Below are 16,608 nucleotides of genomic sequence, written 5' to 3'. Positions count from 1 at the left end.
TCTGCTACACCGTTGGTGTATGGCTGGTCACGTTGTGATAACGATGGGGCGGGTGGGGAGGATACTCGTATTGGCGGATGCTGCGCACAACCATCGAGGCGAAACAAGACGACGGTCGTTCGCGGCTCTTTGGTGCACCGGATGTCTGGAGGTCGGCGATGGTCGCGGCGCTGAAAGCGCACGCAGCGTGGTTGGTCAACGCACTGGGGGTGAACCGGAACCCGTTGCGAAGGCCCATCGATCGGTTCGCGGCGGGCATCTCGGTGCTGCTGCTCATGGTCGCCCTGATCGCGATCCCCGCGTCGGGCTTGTTCGGCGCGTCCCTGCACGCCGACCTCACGCAGCGTGCGACGACGGCAGCGGAGACCACACGGCCGGTGGACGCGGTGCTGACCACCCGCCCCGCGCTCAGCGTCCCGGTCTCCGAGGCCTACAGCCAGGACGCCCTGAACTCGACCGCGGTCGTCGAGTGGCGCGCCGGCCTGGCCCGGACGCAGACCGCGACGGTCCAGGTCCCGGCCGACAGCTCGCCGGGCGACACCGTGACCGTGTGGGTCGACCAGGCGGGCAACCGGGTACCGGCCCCGGCCGGCGGAGGAGCGATCACGGCGTCGGCGATCTTCGCGGCACTGCTGATGCTGCTGGTGATCGAGCTGGCCTGCATCGCCCTGATCACGGGAACCCAGCACCTGGCCCGCCGCATGTGCATGCGCGCCTGGGAACGCGAATGGGCGTTCCTCCAACACGGCGGAACCTGGTCCCAGCGCTGAGCTCCCGCGTCCGGTGGCTTCCGGTCGCTGGATCGGGTGTTGTCGGGCGCGCCCTCCTCGGGTTGCCGGTAGGACCCCGCGTGTGAGCAACGGCCCGGCAACGGGTCGGGCCGGGCGGCACGTGACGGGAGTTCGAGATGCCGGATGTCCGTTGGACCGATGACCTGCTGGACCGCATGCGCGGTGCCGGTGACCCGGGAGCCGACGACGCCATCGCCGAGGTTTACGCGGCGGGGCAGGCGGAACCGGTCAGGCAGGCGCTGCTCGGCTTCGGCCGGAACGGGCAGGCGATACCCGACGGCCTGCCGCCGAAGCTGCGGGACTACCTCGACCGGTCCTCGGTGCTGCCGGACTGGGCGGATCCGGCCCGGATGGAGCGAGGCAACGATCTGCTGGGCCGCTACGAGCCGCACGTGCTCTCGACCTTGCTGTGCGGATCGCTCCCGCTCTGCTACGCCTGTGCCAACGGCGTGCAGGTCCTGCACCGGTCCCAGCGGCTCACCGGGCAGGTCTACCGGCGACTGGTGGAGACCTCGCAGTTCGTGGTCGACGTGCTCGACGAAGGCGGGCTCGGCGCCGACGGCCGGGGCGTGCGATCCGCGCAGAAGATCCGCCTGCTGCACGCGACCATGCGCTACCACGTCTCCAGCCTGGGTGATTGGGACAACAACGGTGGCATCCCGATCAACCAGGAAGACCTCGCCGGGACGTTGCTGAGCTTCGCCGTCGTGATCCCGCTCGGCCTGCAGCGGCTGGGCGTGGAACTGCCCGCCCGGGACCGGGACGACTTCTTCCACATCTGGCGCGTCATCGGCCACGTCCTGGGCGTCGACGAGCGGCTCAACCCGTCCGACTTCGACTCGGCGGTGGTGCTCAAGGACCGGATCCTCGAACGGCAGCAGGCCCCTTCCGAAGCCGGGAGGGAAATGACCAAGGCCCTGCTGGACTTCATCCGCGAAGTGCTCCCGGGCCCGGCCTTCGCCGGCGTGGGGCCGAGCCTGATGCGCCACCTGGCCGGTGACCGGACCGCCGACATCCTCGCGGTGCCGCCCGCGGACTGGACGTCCCTGGGACTCCAGCTGCAGTCCGGCCTGAGCTTCGGCTACGGCAAGACCGGCGACAAGGTGCCATTGGCCGGAAAGCTCGCCGGCGAGTTCGGCCGGGTGGCGCTCAAGGAAGGGCTGCGCATGACGAACAAGGGCCGCCGCTACGAATGGCAGGTCCCCACCGGCCTGACGGAACCTTCCTGACCTCTGGCCTGCCGAACCACTCACTTCGCGAACGGCCTGTTCGCCTCGATAGATGAAGTGAACAGGCCGTTCGCTCGTTCCGCTCGGCGGCACCCGCGGGCTCGTGGCTGCCGGGGTGTCAGTTCGGTCTGGGGGCTACCGCTGCGCGGTAGGGGGCGAGCATCTTGGCCAGCCAGGCCTCGCCGATCGGGGTGTCCAGGTCGATCTGCAGTTCCGGTTCTTCGCCGTCCAGGCCGTCCGCTCCGCAGCGGTCGCCGAAGAGCACCAGGGCCGGATTCCCGGTATCCCGCTTGGACGGCCAGATCAGCCCGTCCGCCCACGCCGCCTGCGCCCGGATCCACGCCGCCCAGTCGCGGGTCCGCTCGTAGGAGTCCTTGCCCTCGGCGTCGACCAGCCAGGAATCCTGCGCGACCGCGGCCAGATCCGGCCCGGTCAGCAGGCTGACCAGGGTCAGCTCGCGGGCGGTGCGGACGGCGCTGAGCCGTCGCTCGGCGATCTGCGCCCGGCGGATCAGCCGCTGCCCGTTGCCGCCGAAGCCCAGATTGCGCAGCAGCACCTCCGCCAGCGCCGTCGTCACCTGCAATCCGGCGTAATAGCTGGGAAACGGGTCCGACGGTGTGCCGTCGAACCGGCCGCCCGGCGCGTTGCCGGCCTGGGCGGGCTTGAACTCGGCCGCGTGCCGCCTGCGGTCGTGCAGCCGGAACAGCGTGGTGTCGGCGGGCAGCACGTACCGGGTCGGGGCGGCTTCGAACTCCAGCGGTGGGGTGGCCATCGGCATGGTCACACCTCCGCCGAGTCTTCGCGAGCGGCGTCGATCAACGCCTGGTCGGTGACCTGGCCGATCAGCTCGGCAGGCACCCCGCCCAACCAGTCGTTGATCCCGAGCCACCAGTCCGCGGCTCCCCACGGGTCGTCGGCGGCGCGCAGGTACCGGTTCACGGTGCGCACCAGCTCGCGCGGCGCCCCCGCGGCGTCGAACTGGAACGCGGGCCACCGGGCGGGGCCGTCGACGCCCGGCAGCCGGATCAGGTCCGGGTCGGCCGGGTCGCCGCCGCCCGCCGAAACCTGGTGCGCGTCCAGCGAATCCGCCGCGCGCAGCCGGTCCAGGTCGGCGCGCGGCGCGGAATCCGCCAGCCGGTCGCTCAGGTCCGTGCTCAGCCGCTGCCAGTCCACCTCCGGCCGGCGGAACCGCGACACGGGTTCGGCGAGCGCCCGGCGCACCGGGTGCGTCACCGGCAGCACGTCCCCGAGCAGCGAGGCGATGTCCTCGGCGATCAGCGCGGAAGTCTCCGAATCCGCCGCGTCCTGGAGCTCGGCGACCAGCGCGACCAGCCTGGTGAACGTCTCGGGGTCGAGCCGGTCGGCGACGTCGTCCCACTCGGTCGCCAGCGCGTCCAACATCCGCTGCTGACTCAACGTCGACCTCCTCTCCGGTGCGCGTCCGGTGTCCGCGGTTCAGTCAACACCAAGATCCAACGCGACGGGGCCGGGATCGCGGAAGCTCGATCGATCGCCGGGCGCTCGCGACGTCGGGGCGCGCACCATGAAGACGTCCACGGCGTCCTCGGTCTCGACCGAAAACCCTTGCCGCTCGTACAGTTTCCGGGCCGGGCTGCCCTGCAGCACGTTCAGCCGGACCAGGGCGTCCTCCCGGTCGCACCGCTCCAGCAGGCTGCCCAGCACGGCAGATCCGATGCCCTTGCCCTGCAGGTCCGGGGCCAAGTAGAAGTGCTCCAGCCAGTAGGCGCTTCCGGCGGGGCGCAGCGCCACGCAGCCGACGAAGGCGCCACCCACCTCGATCACCCAGGTGTGCGCCGGCTCGAACCCGTCCCGCAGCCGCTGCCGCACACGCTGCTCGTCGTACCGGCCGAGCCGCTGGAGATCCGCCCGGAGCACCACGGCCCGCAGCTCGGCCACCGCCTCGACGTCCGCCGCCGAAGAGTCCCGAAGCTCCCAGTCCGCCATGACCGCGAGGCTATAGAGCCTGTTCCGGCTGCGGTGGGGTAGGGATGCGGTAGCGACGGGCTGCTGTCTTTGACATGGCGTAGGTGCGTGCGGGGGCGGCGATTTCGCGCGAAATCGGCGCATGGAACAGGTTCTCCGGCGGCCTGTCGTCGGGCTTGGGCGTTGCGCCGGGCACGACCTACCCGTTGGCCGGGCAGAGCGCCGGTTTCCCGACCTCCCCCGAGCCGCTGAGCTGCACCATGAGCTTCTGGGCGTTCGCCCCGGCCATCGCGCTGACCCCGACGGCCGTGCAGACCAGCTGCGTCGATGCGAGAGCGGACAACGTGCTCGGCGGCACCGGGACCTGCACGGTCACGATCCCGTAGTCCGGGGCGCCGGCCGACACCTGCTCGGTCGTGAGGAACGGCAGTTCCGTGCGGAATCCGGCCGCGCCTTCGGCGGGGGTGGGCCCGGCGGCGAGCAGGCGGAGCGCGTCGGTCACGGTGCCGAGCCGGCCGGTCTCCCGGACGGTCGGCCTGACCTGGCCGGGCTCACCGGTCACGAAGTACAGCACCGGCCCCCGCGCGATGCCGTCCGGCGCTTTCCCGGCGAGCACCACGTCCGTCGGCCGCACGCCGCAACCGGCGAGCACCAGCAGCACGGCCGCCAAGGCGATGCGTCTCACGAGACCTCCAGGGGCAACCGCAGCGTGAACTTCGCGCCACCGCCGGGCTGGTTGCCCGCCTCGATGATGCCGCCGTGCAACGCCGCGTTCTTCATCGCGATCGACAGCCCGAGCCCGCTGCCTTCCGACCGGGTGCGCGCCGCGTCGGCCTTGTAGAACCGCGCGAACACGTGCGGCAGCACGGCTTCCGGCAGCCCCGGGCCGGTGTCGGTGACCTCGACGACGGCCTGCCCGGCGGCGCTGCGCAGGCGCACCCGCACGGGGGGCTCGCCGTGCCGGAGCGCGTTGCCCACCAGGTTCGCCACGATCACGTCCACCCGCCGGCCGTCGACCTCGGCGACGATCCCCGGCGGCAGGTCCGCCTCCACCCGGTCGCCCCACTGGCGGGTGCGCAGCGTCCCGCTGATCAGCTCCCCGAGGTCGGTTTCCTGCCGGTCGAGCCGCGCGGCACCGGAATCGAACCGGGAGATCTCGATCAGGTCGTCCACCAGCCGCGCGAGCTTCTTCGTCTCCGAGCTGATCAACCGGGCGGCGGTGCCGGCGTCGCCGGGAAGCCCCGCGCCTTCCTCGTCGAGCACCTCGTTGACCGCCGTCATCGCGGCCAGCGGGGTGCGCAGCTCGTGCGACACGTCGGCGACGAACCGCCGGGAGTCGGCCTCCATCCGCCGCAGCTCGCCGACCGAAGCCTCCAGGCTGGCCGCGCTGTCGTTGAAAGTCCGCGCCAGCTCGGCGAGTTCGTCCGAGCCGCGGGTGGGCAGCCGCGTCGTCAGGTCGCCTCGGGCGAGGCTGCGGGCGCCATCGCGCAGCCGGCGCACCGGCCGGAGCACCGCGCTGGCGGCGAGCCAGGCGACGATCACCGCGAACGGCACCGCGACGGCACCGGTCAGCCAGCCGTTCGTCGCGAACTCCTGGATCTGCCGCCGCTGGTCGTAGAGCGGGAACCAGCCGTACACCTCCAGCCCGGACGGGTGGCGCTGGAAGTGCTCGTCGGTGGTCAGCACGGGCATGCCGACGACGAGCATGGCGCCGCCGTAGTCGTCGGGCCGCTGGAACACGATCCGCGACCCGTCGCGCACCGTCGCCCGCAGGTCGACCGGGATCGCCATTGCCGAGTACGCCCCGCTCGTAGTGGTCAGGTTCCCGTAGACGACGACGGTGTGCCTGCCGAGCCGGCCGGCGAGCTCGTCGAGGGCGGCCTGGTCGAGGGGCAGCCGGAGATCCGGGGCCAGTCGGTCGACGTCGTCGCGCAGCTGCTGCATGAAGTGGTCCTGCGTCGTGGCGAGCACGGTGCGGCGGGCCGAGACGTAGTTCGCCCCGGTCGCCGCGACCGTCGCCAGCAGCGCGACGAACGTGACGATCAGGACCATCCGCGGCCGGATTCCCCGCGTCCTGCCGAGCAAGCGCCCGATCACAGGGGGCCGAATCGGTAGCCGAACCCGCGCACGGTCCGGATGTAGACGGGCGAGCCCGGCACGTCCTCGATCTTCATGCGCACTCGCTGCACGCAGGCGTCGACCAGCCGCGAATCGCCCAGGAATTCGTGCTCCCACACCAGGTTCAGCAGCTGCTGGCGGCTGAGCACGTGGCCGGGCACCTTCGACAGCTCCAGCAGCAGCCGCAGCTCGGTCGGCGTCAACGGGACCGGCTCGCCCGCCTTCGACACCTCCAGCGCGGCGCGGTCGATCACGAGGTCGCCGTGCCGTTCCCGATCCTGGTCCGCGCCACCGCCATTGCGGCGCAGCACCGCCTTGATCCGCGCGTCCAGCACCCGCGCCTGCACCGGTTTCACCACGTAGTCGTCGGCGCCCGCCTCCAGGCCGCTGACCACGTCGATGTCATCGCCGCGGGCGGTGAGCATGATGATCGGCAGGTTGCCGGCGGCCCGGATCCGGCGGCACACCTCGAAACCGTCGATCCCGGGCAGCATCACGTCCAGCACCACGATGTCCGCGGCGCCCAGCAGCCGCAGGCCACCTTCCCCGTCCGGCGCCGGCTCCACCACGTGTCCGTGCCGGCGAAGGCCCAGGCACAGCCCCGCCCGGACGGCCGGGTCGTCCTCTATCAGCAGCACATTCGGCACCGGCCGATTATGGATCTCCACCACGGCACCCATGTGGTTCTGTAGCGAAACCATGACATGACCAAGGCATGACGCCGACATCGCGTCGCGACGCTGGAGCCATGTTGGAAGCAAAGACCAGGCCGCTGCGGGCACAGCGCCCCCGGCGGCGGAACAGGTGGCCGGTCGTCGCAGCGCTGGTCGTGGTGGCGGTCCTGGCCATCGCGTTCGGCTTCGGCCAGGCCTCCGGGGATACCGACTCCGGCACGGTGGTATTCGACCGCGTCGAGCAGGAAACGCTGCACACCGACCACGCGGACCGGCAGTTCCGGTCGGCGTCGCTGGTGAAGTTGCTCATCGGGCTCGACCTGGTCGAGCGCGGGATCGTCACGCCGAAGCGACCGAGCCCGCGGGTGACCCGGATGCTCTCGCACAGCGACGACGGCATCGCCAGCGAACTGTGGTCCTCCGGTGGCGGGCCGCAGATCGTCACCCGCGTCGCGGCCGACCTCGGCCTGTCGGACACCGAACCCCCGGACACGCCGGGCCGCTGGGGCGACACGCTGATCACCGCGAACGACGTGGTCAAGGTGTACCAGCACGTTCTGGAGCTGCCGGAGGAGAAGCGGGCCCTGCTGCTCGATCCGCTGCGCGATGCCGCGCGCACCGCCGCCGACGGCACCGACCAGCACTTCGGCATCCCCAGCGCGCTGCCCGGCGAGGAGTGGGGCGTCAAGCAGGCGTGGGCGGCCGGGCGCGGTGGCGTGGACGTGCACACCAGCGGGCTGGTCGGCAGCGGCGACCGGTACATCGTCGTGGTGCTCACGCACCATCCGGAGGGCTATTCGCTAACGAAGGCGGAAAGCCGCGTGACGGCCGAGGTCGCGGAGCTGTCCGCGCTGCTGGGCTAACCGCTCACCTGGTGGCCCGCGATGTCGGTGCGGGCCTTGGCCACCGCCTTCTGGTCCATGCCGCCGATCTCGAGCTCGAAGCGCACGTCGTTGCCGCTCTCCAACTCCTTCGCGTGCACCGTCAGCGCGCCGGTTTCGGACATGTGGAAGGTGATCTCGATCCGGCACCCGGCGGGCCGGGCCGGGATGCCGGTGAGCATGCCGTGCCCCACCTTGGTGTTGTCGGCCAGCTCGTCCGACGGCGTCGATCCGGCCTGCTCCCACACCTCGATCTCGGCCATCCGCTGGTTGTCGATGGCCGTCTGGAACGGGTACGGGCCGGTGTCGGCGGGCAGCTCGGTGTTGGCGTGCAGCAGGTGCGCCACCATCTGCCGCGCCCGCATCGGGTCCGTCAGCGCCAGCGGGTCCCGCGGATCCAGCGCCTTGACGCCGAACGCCCGCGGCACCACCGTCGCGACCCGCTTCCTGGCCATCGCATCGACGTTGGCCGCGCTGATCCCCAGCTGCCGTTCGGCCGGCGCGCCCTGGACCTTCTTCGCCTGCCTGATCAGCGCGAACAGCGCCGCTCCCTTGGCGACGGCGAGGTCCGGTTCGGAGAGTCGGGCGTCGAGCCCGAACCGCCGCTTGAGCTCCGCCGCCACGGCGGGCATCCGGGTCATGCCGCCCGCCAGCAGGACCTCGTCGAACCGCTCGACGCCCTTGCCGCGGGCGGTTTCGATGATCCGCTCGGTGATCGTCATGGTCCGGTCGAGCAGGTCGGCGGTGAGCTCCTCCAGCTGCTCCCGGGTGAAGGGCACCGTCACCGCGGCACCCGCGGCCCGCAGCGCGACGTTGCGGGACATGGTGGCGCTCAACGCCTTCTTGGCCTCTTCGGCGCGGTCGGCGAACTCCTGCATGGCCAGCTCGTCCGCGCTCGGATCCAGGTTCGGGTGCGCGTCCCGGAACGCGGCCAGCAGGTGGTCGGCGATCCGCTCGTCCCAGTCCGCGCCGCCGAGCCGGCCGTCGCCGTCGGTGCACACCACCTTGATGTCGTCGCCGGAAACGCGGATGACGGTGGTGTCGAAGGTGCCGCCGCCGAGGTCGTAGACCAGCACGTGCCGGGTCTGCGGCGCGTTGTCCAGCGCGTGGTGGTGCAGCGCGGCGGCGACCGGCTCGTCCAGCACGTCGAGCACGTTCAGCCCGGCGATCTCACCGGCCTTGCGGGTCGCGTCGCGCTCGGCGATGCCGAAGTAGGCGGGCACCGTGATGACCACGTCGCGCACGGTGTGCCCGGTGTTCTCCTCGGCCGCGCGGGCGAGTTCGCGCAGGATCAGCGCGGAGATCTTCTCCGGCGGGTAGCGGTTCCCGTGGTAGGTGAACTCGGTGTTCTTGCGCCCCATGTCGCGCTTGACCAGCTGCGCCACCAGATGCGGCGCGAGCAGCGCGGAGTTCTTCGCCGCCGTGCCCACCAGCGCCGTGCCGGGCCGCTCGAAGTACACGACCGAAGGCGTGGTGTCCTCGCCGACCGCGCTCTTGGCGATCACCGGGCGAGCGGCCTCGTCGATGTGCGCGATGCACGAGTGCGTGGTGCCGAGGTCGATGCCGAACGTCGCCGACGCCATGGGACTCCTCTCGAATGGAGAATGTTCGCGGGCTTGAGTGGCGGTGCGGGTGGCGGCCCCCTGCGGGAGTCACCGCGGCCTTCTCGCTGTGGGATCCCCGACATCATGAATGCCAATTCACCACGTCGGGGCTGTCCTCGCTGGGAGAACTCCAGAGGAGTGGGCACCGTGAACCCGCGGCGGTGCAAGCTGAGTCCCACACCGCAAGCGGCTTCCGCCGCTTATAAAAGCAGACGCTACCGGCCTTGGTAGGTGAATCCTGCCCAGTGCGCGAGCTCGGCGGGGTCGATGTCGGCGAAGAAGAGCGAGAGTTCTTCGGGCAAACCGGGCAGCGGGCGGCGGCGCGGGTCGAGCATCCACAGCTGCGCGGCCCGCAGCGCGCTCGCCGGATCGGCGTAGCCGGCGTTGAGGTAGTGGTGGAACACGATCATGAACATGGCCGTGGGCAGGTCCTCGACCTCCCAGCGCGTGCCCACGACGCCGGCGGCACCGGCGGCGAGGAACGCGGTGGACAGCGTCAGCACCTCGTCGTGCTGCCGGTCGGTGAGGTCGCTGGCGCAGGCCGCGAGCACGACGAGCGCCCCGGCGGCATCCCGCGGCCGGTCCCGCGCCTGGCGCAGGATGTCCTGCACCGGCAGCACTTCTCCGGAACCGAGCAGCAGCGCGGACTCGATCGGCAGCTCGGCCGGGGTGGCGTGGCAGGCCAGGTGCAGCAGCGATGCGGTGGGCAGCAGCGCGAGCACCTCGGCGGGCTTCGGCGGCTCGCGGCGTTGCCTGCGGCGCCGCGGGTCGGGCGGCTTGCCCAGGTAGGTGCCGTGCCCGTAGTGCGCCTCGTGGATGTGGCCGAGCTCGTGCCGGCTGAAGTGCAGGTCCGGTGTTCGCACCAGCGCCGGTTCGCTTGCCCAGGAACGGGTTTCGCGCCGACCGGCCTCGACGAACTGCCGCGCCGACGCGGCGTAGCAGATGACGGCGTCCTGGCAGACGTGCCGGACCTTGCCGCCGGGCACCCGCCGCCGCGCCGCGTGCCACGGCACGGTGCCGAGCTTTCCGGTCGGTATCAGCACGATTCGCAGCGGTCGCTCGCGAGGACCGGCGGCGACCAGGTCCAGCACCGGGTTCAGCACCGCGGTCCACGCCCAGTCGCAGACGCTCGCCAACGCCGCGCGCCACTGCTCCTCGACGTCGTCGCCCCGGGCGCGCTCCCGCTGCAGCCGGTCGAACCGGGCGACCGGGCCGTCCTCGGTGAGCTGCGGCGACTCCACCCGCTCGACCCGCCCGTCGGCGGTGACCAGCACAGCGGCCCCGGGCAGCAGGTAGACGAGGGCCTGGGTGCGCGCGGCGCGCAACCCGGCGGCGATCTCCGCGACCGGCGGCGGAGCGAGCAGGTGCGCTTCGGCGGCGGTGCCGTCGAAGGCCCGCAGCACCCGGTACCGCAGGTCGCTGGGCAGCGCGGCATCGGCGACGCCGGCCGGGCCGGCACCACCGACATCCCACGGTTGTTGTTGCCCCACCTCGGATTCCCACCGCTCGGCCAGGTCCGAGTGGCCGTTCTCCCGCAGCAGGACCGGCATGTTCGCGTCGACCGTCGCGGCGTGCAGCACCATGCCGCGCCCCAGCTCCAGCGCCTGCACCGCGGCCTCCGGCTGGCCCGACGCCAGGCACCACCGGCTCACCTGCACCGCCTCGCCGGACGCGGTGTTCGCGGTGTCCAACGCGCGGCGGGCGCTGGATTGCAGCAGCACGTTGCGCGCCCGCTCGCGCAGCGCCTCAAGTCCGTTCTGCACCGCGCGCTGCGGATCGCGACGCACCGCGTCGCCGCGGGTCGCGTAGGAATCCGCCAGCGAGTTCAGCAGGTTCGCGGTCTCGAACGCGCCCGGCTCCGGCTCGAACTCGCGGAGCACCTGCTCGAACCGGTCGATGGCGTTGTTGAGATCGCGCGGATCGCGGGTGAACTCGTAGCGGATCCGCAACGCGGTCCCCAGCATGTCCAGCGCGTGCCGACGCTCGCGCGGGAACAGGTCTTTCTTCCCGCAGACCTCGACCATCAAGCCGACGCCGCGGTTGAGCAGCGCGAGATCCCGGGTGGCCATGCCCTGCACGACCATCGTGTTCGCGGCGCCGAGGGTCTCGTTCGGCTGGTCGACGTGGTGCTCCGGAACCCGGGCCACGGCGTCGAGGACGGCGTTCATCGCGTCGCGCGCCTCGCCGGAGTTGGCACCGTCGAAGCTCAACTCGTCGCCGTCGAGGAGGCTTTTAAGCATTCGCGCCGTTCCCAGCGCGCTCGCGATCCTGGGCTGGAGGAAGTCTCCCGGCGACATCTCCGATGCCAGCGCTTCGAACTCCGCGGCCACCCCGTCCAGTGTGGCGGCGTCGAGCCGGTTCGGCGAAAGCCGGCTCACGGCGGCGGCGAAGCGCGTGATCTGGTCGTTCACGCCGCCGGTCGCCGCGTAGTAGCGGGCGGCGTCGAGGTCCTCCTGGCCGCCGAAGGCCATGAACCGCTGGGTGAGCAGCCAGCTCAGCCACGGCATCATCAGCGGCCGCAACTTGTGGTCGGCGGGCAGCAGCTCGTCGGCGCGCCGCATGTTCGCCACGGCTGCCCCGAGCCTGTCCTCGGCGCGGTCGTTGATCACCTGGAAGCTCTCGGCGGCGCCCAGCAGGAAGTGGTTGATCCCGGCGTTGACCGGGTCGGCGCCGCCGCGGCGGATCGCCTGCTCGCTCAGCTCCCGGACCCGGGAAAGGGACGCCGGTGACTGCGCGCGGTCGGTCCCGACGGACCTGAACAGCGTCGACGTCAGCTTGGTGAGCACCGTCGCCCGATCCGGGTCGTCGTCCGAGAACTGCTCCAGCGCCTGCTCCAGCCGCCGGATCACGGCGGCGTTCTCGGCCGGGTCGAGGTCCGGAGCGGCCTTGCCGGTTGGATTGGAGGCCAAGCCCAGCCCGGTGAGCAGCAGCGAACGCATGGGGTGGTCGGCGGGCAAGGCCGCGGCTGCGGCGGCGATCTGGGCGGTCGCGGCGTCCGCGTCCTCGGCGCTGCCGCTGACCTCGGCGAGCTTCGTGGCCAAACCCGCTTGCAGCGCGGCGATTTCCCGCTTGCCGGGTTCCTCGTCGGGCCACGACCGCTTCGCGTCGTCGAGTTCGCCGATCGCGGTCGTCCAGTCCTCGGTGGTCGAGCCGTCGAGGTTCCCCACCGCGTTGACGATGACCCTCAAGGTGGTCACGGAGCCGTCGCCGGCTCCGTCGGGGGAGATCGCGTCCAGGTGGCGGCGCACCTCGGCGAGGTCCTCGGCCGGGGCCGTCAGCGTGATCCGGTCGGCGACATCGGCGGCGATGGGGCCCTGCCGCAGCTCGGCGGGCATTTCCGCGGTCAGCAGCAGGAAGGCGAGGCCGATGTGGCAGGCGTCCGAGGTGCGCACGTCCGCCGGCACGTCGAGCGTCGCGGTGAGGTCCTCGGTGGCGATCCGGTGATCGGTTTCGCCGCCGCCCATCGACAGGTACCGGGTGAGGTGCATCGCGCCGCGCCGGAAGCGGATCTGGTTCCGCAGCAACGAGTCCGGCAGCTGCCCGAACGCCGCGTCGAGATCGGCCAGTGCGTCGTCTACGTGCTCGAAGGCATCCAGGACGAGAGCCGCCTGCGCGGTGATCAGGCCGATCCGGGCCACGATCTCGGCCGAATCGTCGGGCAGCAGCGGCCGCAGCTGCCGCAGGTAGCCGACGGCGGCGCGGAACTCCTCCTGGGCGCCGCGCTCGGCGCGCACCGCGTGCGCCAGGCCCAGTTGGTAGAGCGGCGCGGCGCGGGCGGGGGAGTCGTCGGCGAGGGCGTCGAGCAGGTTCCCGGCGACCTCGACGACATCGTCGATGTCGGCGCTCTCGGCACGGTGCAGCAGCAAGTCCGCCAGCTCCACCAGGATCTGGTAGGCGGTTTCGTCGTCGAGTTCCTCGGTGAGCTGCGCGTACCGCTGCGCGATGGCCTCGTCGAGCTCCGCCGGATCGACGTCCACCGCACCTCCCGAACCGATCGAGAACCCCACCCTAAGGCCCCGCCGATGCCCCCACCCCGAGATCGGTCCGCAATTTCCATTGAAATCGAAGGTTCGATTTCAATGGAAATTGCGGAATGGGGACCAGCCAGGTGCCCACCCGGCACCCGCCAGGCGGTCGAACGGTGACGGGCGAACAGGTGAATTCCGTTCTGTCGCAGCGTTTGTCCGCGTAGCCTCCCGATGTTCGCCGCTCTCGACCAGAAGGAGACACCGGTGAGCAGACGAAACCTGTTGGCCGCAGCACTATCGGCGGCCGTGGTGACGACGACGCTGGCCGCCTCGCCCGCCGTGGCGGCCCCGGCGGATGCGCCCAACCTCAACGATTTCGTGCTCAACAACACCAGCGGTGACCTGCAGTCGAGGGTCGACAAGCTGGACGCCCAACTGCCGAAGCTCGGCGTGCAGAACATCCTGGACCAGGCCAACCGCCAGGGCAGCACCGGAAGCGCCTGCACCTCCCCGGCGCTGGACACGATGAAGGAACCGACGCTGCGCAAGTTCTGCTTCAACGCGGGCGACACCGACACGGCGGTGTGGATGCCGCAGGGCGTCACGACCGTCGCGGACGCGCAGGAAGACCAGCAGTGGGGGACGAAGCAGGCCCTGCTGGTCAGCTGGTACAACAAGGACACCAGCCCGGTGAAGGGCGTGCGGGTCTCCTTCCTCGACCCGGCGACCAGCAAGTACCAGCACGTGCTGCTTGTCTACCCGTACATCAACAGCAACGGGAACCCGTCCTACGAGGCGGTCACCACGCCGCAGGCGGGCAACGGCGGCAGCGTCCACGCGGGCGGGATCGTCTGGTACGGCAACTACCTCTACCTCGTCGACACGGCCCGCGGCATCCGGGTGTTCGACATGCGCTCGATCTTCGACCTGAAGTCGGCGACGAACGGCGACACGGCCGACCAGAACCAGGTGGGCCGCCAGAACAACGTGTACTACGGCTTCGGCTACCGCTACGTGATGCCGCAGGTGGCGGGCTGGTCGAACCCGGAGGGCGTGGTCGACCACCCGGCGGACTACAAGTGCCTGGCGGGCGGCAGGCAGCGCTACTCGTACGTGTCGCTGGACCGCAGCACCAACCCGGACACGCTGCTGACCGGCGAGTACTGCGGTGATCAGGGCGACCCGAACCTGAACGGCCGGGTGGCGCGCTGGAACCTCGACGGTGCGACGGGCCTGCCGAGCCCGGACGGCGACGGCATCTGGCGGGCCAAGTCGGCACTCCGCCTGCCGAAACCGCGCGTGCAAGGCGCAACGGCCACGGACGGCCGCTGGTACCTCAGCAGCACCGGTGGCGGTCAGACCGGCCCGGGGCACTTCCAAGCGGCGAAGCCGGACAAGCAGACCGGAGCCGGCGTGCTCACAGTGGACGGTCCGGACCGCGAGGTGGCGATCGGCGTGGAGGATCTGTCGTACTGGCCGGGCAAGAACGAGGTCTGGACGGTGACGGAGTACCCGGGCAAGCGGGTCCTCTACAGCGTCCCCCGCTGAACGGTGAGATCCGGCCCGGGAACTTCCCGGGCCGGGCTTTCCCGAAAAGCCCCGCATGCTCAGCCGCGCAAGAAGTACATGACAGTCATGATCACGGCGATGGCCAGGATGCTGCCCCGCAGTAGCGAGGCGGGGAGACGGCGGGCGAGGTGGGCGCCGGCCCAGCCGCCGGCCACCGCACCGACCAGCATGGCCGCGAGGACGAGCGGAGCGCTCAGCACGTCCGAAGCGAAGAGGAACAGCACGGCCGCGCTGAGAAAGACGGCCGCGAGCTGCACGACCCGCATCGGGTTGCTGGCCGCGGCGTCGATTCCGAGCCCGACGCTCCACAGTGCGAGCATCGTGATGCCTACGGCACCGCCGAAGTATCCGCCGTACACGGCGAGGACGAACTGACCGATCAGGACGGCCCGGGGACTCATGCCGACCGAGCGGCCCAGCACGGCGCTCAACGCCTGGGGGAGGCGCCGCCCGAAAGCGAGGATCAGCGTGGCGGAGGCGAGCAGCCAGGGCGCCGCGGCGTCGAACGACGATGCCGGCAGTGCCAGCAGCAGGCCGGCACCGACACCGCCGCCGGCCATGCTGATCGCCGTCAGCGCCTTCGTGGACGTTCTCCCGACCGGGGTGAGCTCGCGTCGGTAGACCCACGCGCTGGCCACGGCCCCAGGCACTAGGGCGACCCGCGACAACGCGTTCGCGGTCACCGGTGGCAGGCCGAACGCGACGAGAGCGGGCAGCGCGACGAACGTACCCCCACCACCGATGGCGTTCAGCGCTCCTGCGGCGATACCGGTCAGGAGAACGAGCAAAGTCTCGATCACAGCCCGAGCATCGTCCCGTGACCCGTGGGTCCACAATGCGTAATCGACGTACCCTGCCTAAGGCTGGGACTTAGGCTGAGGCGGTGCGCTATGACCTGGACGACCTGCGGCTCTTCCTCCACATCGTGACCGAGGGGTCGATCACGGCGGGTGCCGGCCGGATGCACCTGAGCCTGCCTTCGGCCAGCGCCAGAGTGCGCTCGCTGGAAGGCCAGGCCGGCGTGGCACTGCTGATCCGCGGCCGGCGGGGCGTGCGGCCAACCCCAGCCGGGACGACACTGGCCCGCCACGCACGGGACGTGCTCGCCCAGACCGCGCGACTCGAAAGTGCCGTCGCGAGCTATACCCGGTCTCCCGCCGCTCCCCTGACCCTGCTGGGCGGCGGCTCCGCGATGCACCGGCTCGTGCCGAGGGCACTGGTCTCGTTCCTCCGCGCACACCCGGACGTCGACGTCACGGTGTCCGAGAGCCGCACCCCGCAGACCGTGCGGATGCTCGCCGACGGCGAGGCGGACCTGGGGGTGGTCCTCGACGAGGAGGCCCGTGACTGCGGCCTGCACATGGAGCCCCTCGGCGACGACTCCCTCGTCGTGATCGGCCAGACCGGCGGAATTCTCGCCGAGCGGAGCGCGCTGACCTACAGCGAGGTCGCCGAACACCCTCTCATCGGACTCAACGCCGACTCCTCGCTGCGCCGTTGGATCGAGAAGCACCTCGCACCACACGCCCCGGTGGTGCGCTACCGCACCACCGTCGCCAATCTCAACGTCCTGGTCGCCCTCGCCGCCGCCGGAGTCGGGCTCGCCGTCGTACCGCGTCCCGCCATCGACCCCCACCAGCCACTCGAGGTGTGCGAACTGCAGGACCCCTGGGCTCGCCGCCACCACTTGCTGGCCTGGGGCGTCAAGGACCATGCCGCCTCGACGGCCGTCTCCTCACTCGCCGAACACCTGCGTCACGCCGCCCTCTTCGATCCTGCCTCCCGCAGCACAAGCGCAGACCCCGTCGGCCCATGACGGCTGGCCGACCG

At 71.2% G+C, this 16,608-nt stretch carries 14 protein-coding genes; 5 read left to right on the top strand and 9 right to left on the bottom strand.

The window, feature by feature from the left end:
• The first annotated feature begins 158 nt into the window (after positions 1–158).
• A complete protein-coding gene (locus AC07EQ_RS14620) occupies positions 159–770 on the top strand; it encodes an Rv1733c family protein (protein ID WP_478388457.1) in 612 nt (203 codons plus the stop codon).
• Positions 771–907: 137 nt separating this feature from the next.
• On the top strand, positions 908–2,020 hold the full coding sequence (locus AC07EQ_RS14615; RefSeq protein ID WP_478388456.1) for an oxygenase MpaB family protein: 1,113 nt from the start codon (positions 908–910) through the stop codon (positions 2,018–2,020).
• Positions 2,021–2,138: 118 nt separating this feature from the next.
• Here the strand turns inward: AC07EQ_RS14615 and AC07EQ_RS14610 are convergent, their stop codons facing one another.
• The 6 genes from AC07EQ_RS14610 to AC07EQ_RS14585 all read right to left on the bottom strand — a co-directional run bounded on the left by AC07EQ_RS14610 (position 2,139) and on the right by AC07EQ_RS14585 (position 6,762).
• A complete protein-coding gene (locus tag AC07EQ_RS14610; RefSeq protein ID WP_478388455.1) occupies positions 2,139–2,792 on the bottom strand; it encodes an RES family NAD+ phosphorylase in 654 nt (217 codons plus the stop codon).
• Between the two features lie 8 nt (positions 2,793–2,800).
• Complete coding sequence (locus tag AC07EQ_RS14605; RefSeq protein WP_478388454.1) at positions 2,801–3,436, bottom strand: hypothetical protein; 636 nt, start codon at positions 3,434–3,436, stop codon at positions 2,801–2,803.
• 39 nt (positions 3,437–3,475) lie between these two features.
• On the bottom strand, positions 3,476–3,985 hold the full coding sequence (locus AC07EQ_RS14600) for a GNAT family N-acetyltransferase (RefSeq protein WP_478388453.1): 510 nt from the start codon (positions 3,983–3,985) through the stop codon (positions 3,476–3,478).
• 178 nt (positions 3,986–4,163) lie between these two features.
• Positions 4,164–4,649, bottom strand: a complete 486-nt coding sequence (locus AC07EQ_RS14595; protein ID WP_478388452.1) for a GerMN domain-containing protein — start codon at positions 4,647–4,649, stop codon at positions 4,164–4,166.
• The gene (locus tag AC07EQ_RS14590) at positions 4,646–6,016 is read right to left on the bottom strand and encodes an ATP-binding protein (RefSeq protein WP_478388451.1); all 1,371 of its coding nucleotides are present in this window, start codon (positions 6,014–6,016) and stop codon (positions 4,646–4,648) included. The genes AC07EQ_RS14595 and AC07EQ_RS14590 overlap by 4 nt, the downstream gene beginning before the upstream one ends.
• A gap of 41 nt (positions 6,017–6,057) precedes the next feature.
• The gene (locus tag AC07EQ_RS14585; RefSeq protein WP_478388500.1) at positions 6,058–6,762 is read right to left on the bottom strand and encodes a response regulator; all 705 of its coding nucleotides are present in this window, start codon (positions 6,760–6,762) and stop codon (positions 6,058–6,060) included.
• Between the two features lie 68 nt (positions 6,763–6,830).
• Here AC07EQ_RS14585 and AC07EQ_RS14580 point away from each other — a divergent pair, with 68 nt between their 5' ends.
• Positions 6,831–7,619, top strand: a complete 789-nt coding sequence (locus AC07EQ_RS14580) for a serine hydrolase (RefSeq protein WP_478388450.1) — start codon at positions 6,831–6,833, stop codon at positions 7,617–7,619.
• Here the strand turns inward: AC07EQ_RS14580 and AC07EQ_RS14575 are convergent.
• Both AC07EQ_RS14575 and AC07EQ_RS14570 read right to left on the bottom strand, forming a co-directional pair.
• Positions 7,616–9,220: an Hsp70 family protein gene (locus tag AC07EQ_RS14575; RefSeq protein WP_478388449.1), complete on the bottom strand. Its 1,605-nt coding sequence runs from the start codon at positions 9,218–9,220 to the stop codon at positions 7,616–7,618. The two genes, AC07EQ_RS14580 and AC07EQ_RS14575, sit on opposite strands and share 4 nt — an antisense overlap.
• Before the next feature lie 236 nt (positions 9,221–9,456).
• Entirely contained in the window at positions 9,457–13,218 is a 3,762-nt protein-coding gene (locus AC07EQ_RS14570; protein ID WP_478388448.1) for a CHAT domain-containing protein, read from the bottom strand.
• Positions 13,219–13,473: 255 nt separating this feature from the next.
• Between AC07EQ_RS14570 and AC07EQ_RS14565 the strand changes: the two genes are divergently transcribed.
• The gene (locus AC07EQ_RS14565) at positions 13,474–14,757 is read left to right on the top strand and encodes a hypothetical protein (RefSeq protein ID WP_478388447.1); all 1,284 of its coding nucleotides are present in this window, start codon (positions 13,474–13,476) and stop codon (positions 14,755–14,757) included.
• Between the two features lie 59 nt (positions 14,758–14,816).
• Here AC07EQ_RS14565 and AC07EQ_RS14560 read toward each other — a convergent pair whose 3' ends face one another.
• Positions 14,817–15,578, bottom strand: coding sequence for a sulfite exporter TauE/SafE family protein (locus AC07EQ_RS14560; protein ID WP_478388446.1), 762 nt, complete (start codon positions 15,576–15,578; stop codon positions 14,817–14,819).
• A gap of 83 nt (positions 15,579–15,661) precedes the next feature.
• Between AC07EQ_RS14560 and AC07EQ_RS14555 the strand changes: the two genes are divergently transcribed.
• A complete protein-coding gene (locus AC07EQ_RS14555) occupies positions 15,662–16,594 on the top strand; it encodes a LysR family transcriptional regulator (RefSeq protein WP_478388445.1) in 933 nt (310 codons plus the stop codon).
• Positions 16,595–16,608 lie beyond the last annotated feature (14 nt).

This window comes from Saccharopolyspora sp. NPDC045839, assembly GCF_056431645.1.
Note: the sequence above shows the minus strand (reverse complement) of the source record. Positions and strands in the feature narration are given on the sequence as shown.

Coding starts and splice junctions, on each gene's coding strand:
- AC07EQ_RS14620 (WP_478388457.1), top strand. CDS start 159: ATGGTCGCGGCGCTGAAAGCGCACGCAGCGTGGTTGGTCAACGCACTG.
- AC07EQ_RS14615 (WP_478388456.1), top strand. CDS start 908: ATGCCGGATGTCCGTTGGACCGATGACCTGCTGGACCGCATGCGCGGT.
- AC07EQ_RS14610 (WP_478388455.1), bottom strand. CDS start 2,792: ATGGCCACCCCACCGCTGGAGTTCGAAGCCGCCCCGACCCGGTACGTG.
- AC07EQ_RS14600 (WP_478388453.1), bottom strand. CDS start 3,985: ATGGCGGACTGGGAGCTTCGGGACTCTTCGGCGGCGGACGTCGAGGCG.
- AC07EQ_RS14590 (WP_478388451.1), bottom strand. CDS start 6,016: ATGGTCCTGATCGTCACGTTCGTCGCGCTGCTGGCGACGGTCGCGGCG.
- AC07EQ_RS14585 (WP_478388500.1), bottom strand. CDS start 6,762: ATGGGTGCCGTGGTGGAGATCCATAATCGGCCGGTGCCGAATGTGCTG.
- AC07EQ_RS14580 (WP_478388450.1), top strand. CDS start 6,831: ATGTTGGAAGCAAAGACCAGGCCGCTGCGGGCACAGCGCCCCCGGCGG.
- AC07EQ_RS14575 (WP_478388449.1), bottom strand. CDS start 9,220: ATGGCGTCGGCGACGTTCGGCATCGACCTCGGCACCACGCACTCGTGC.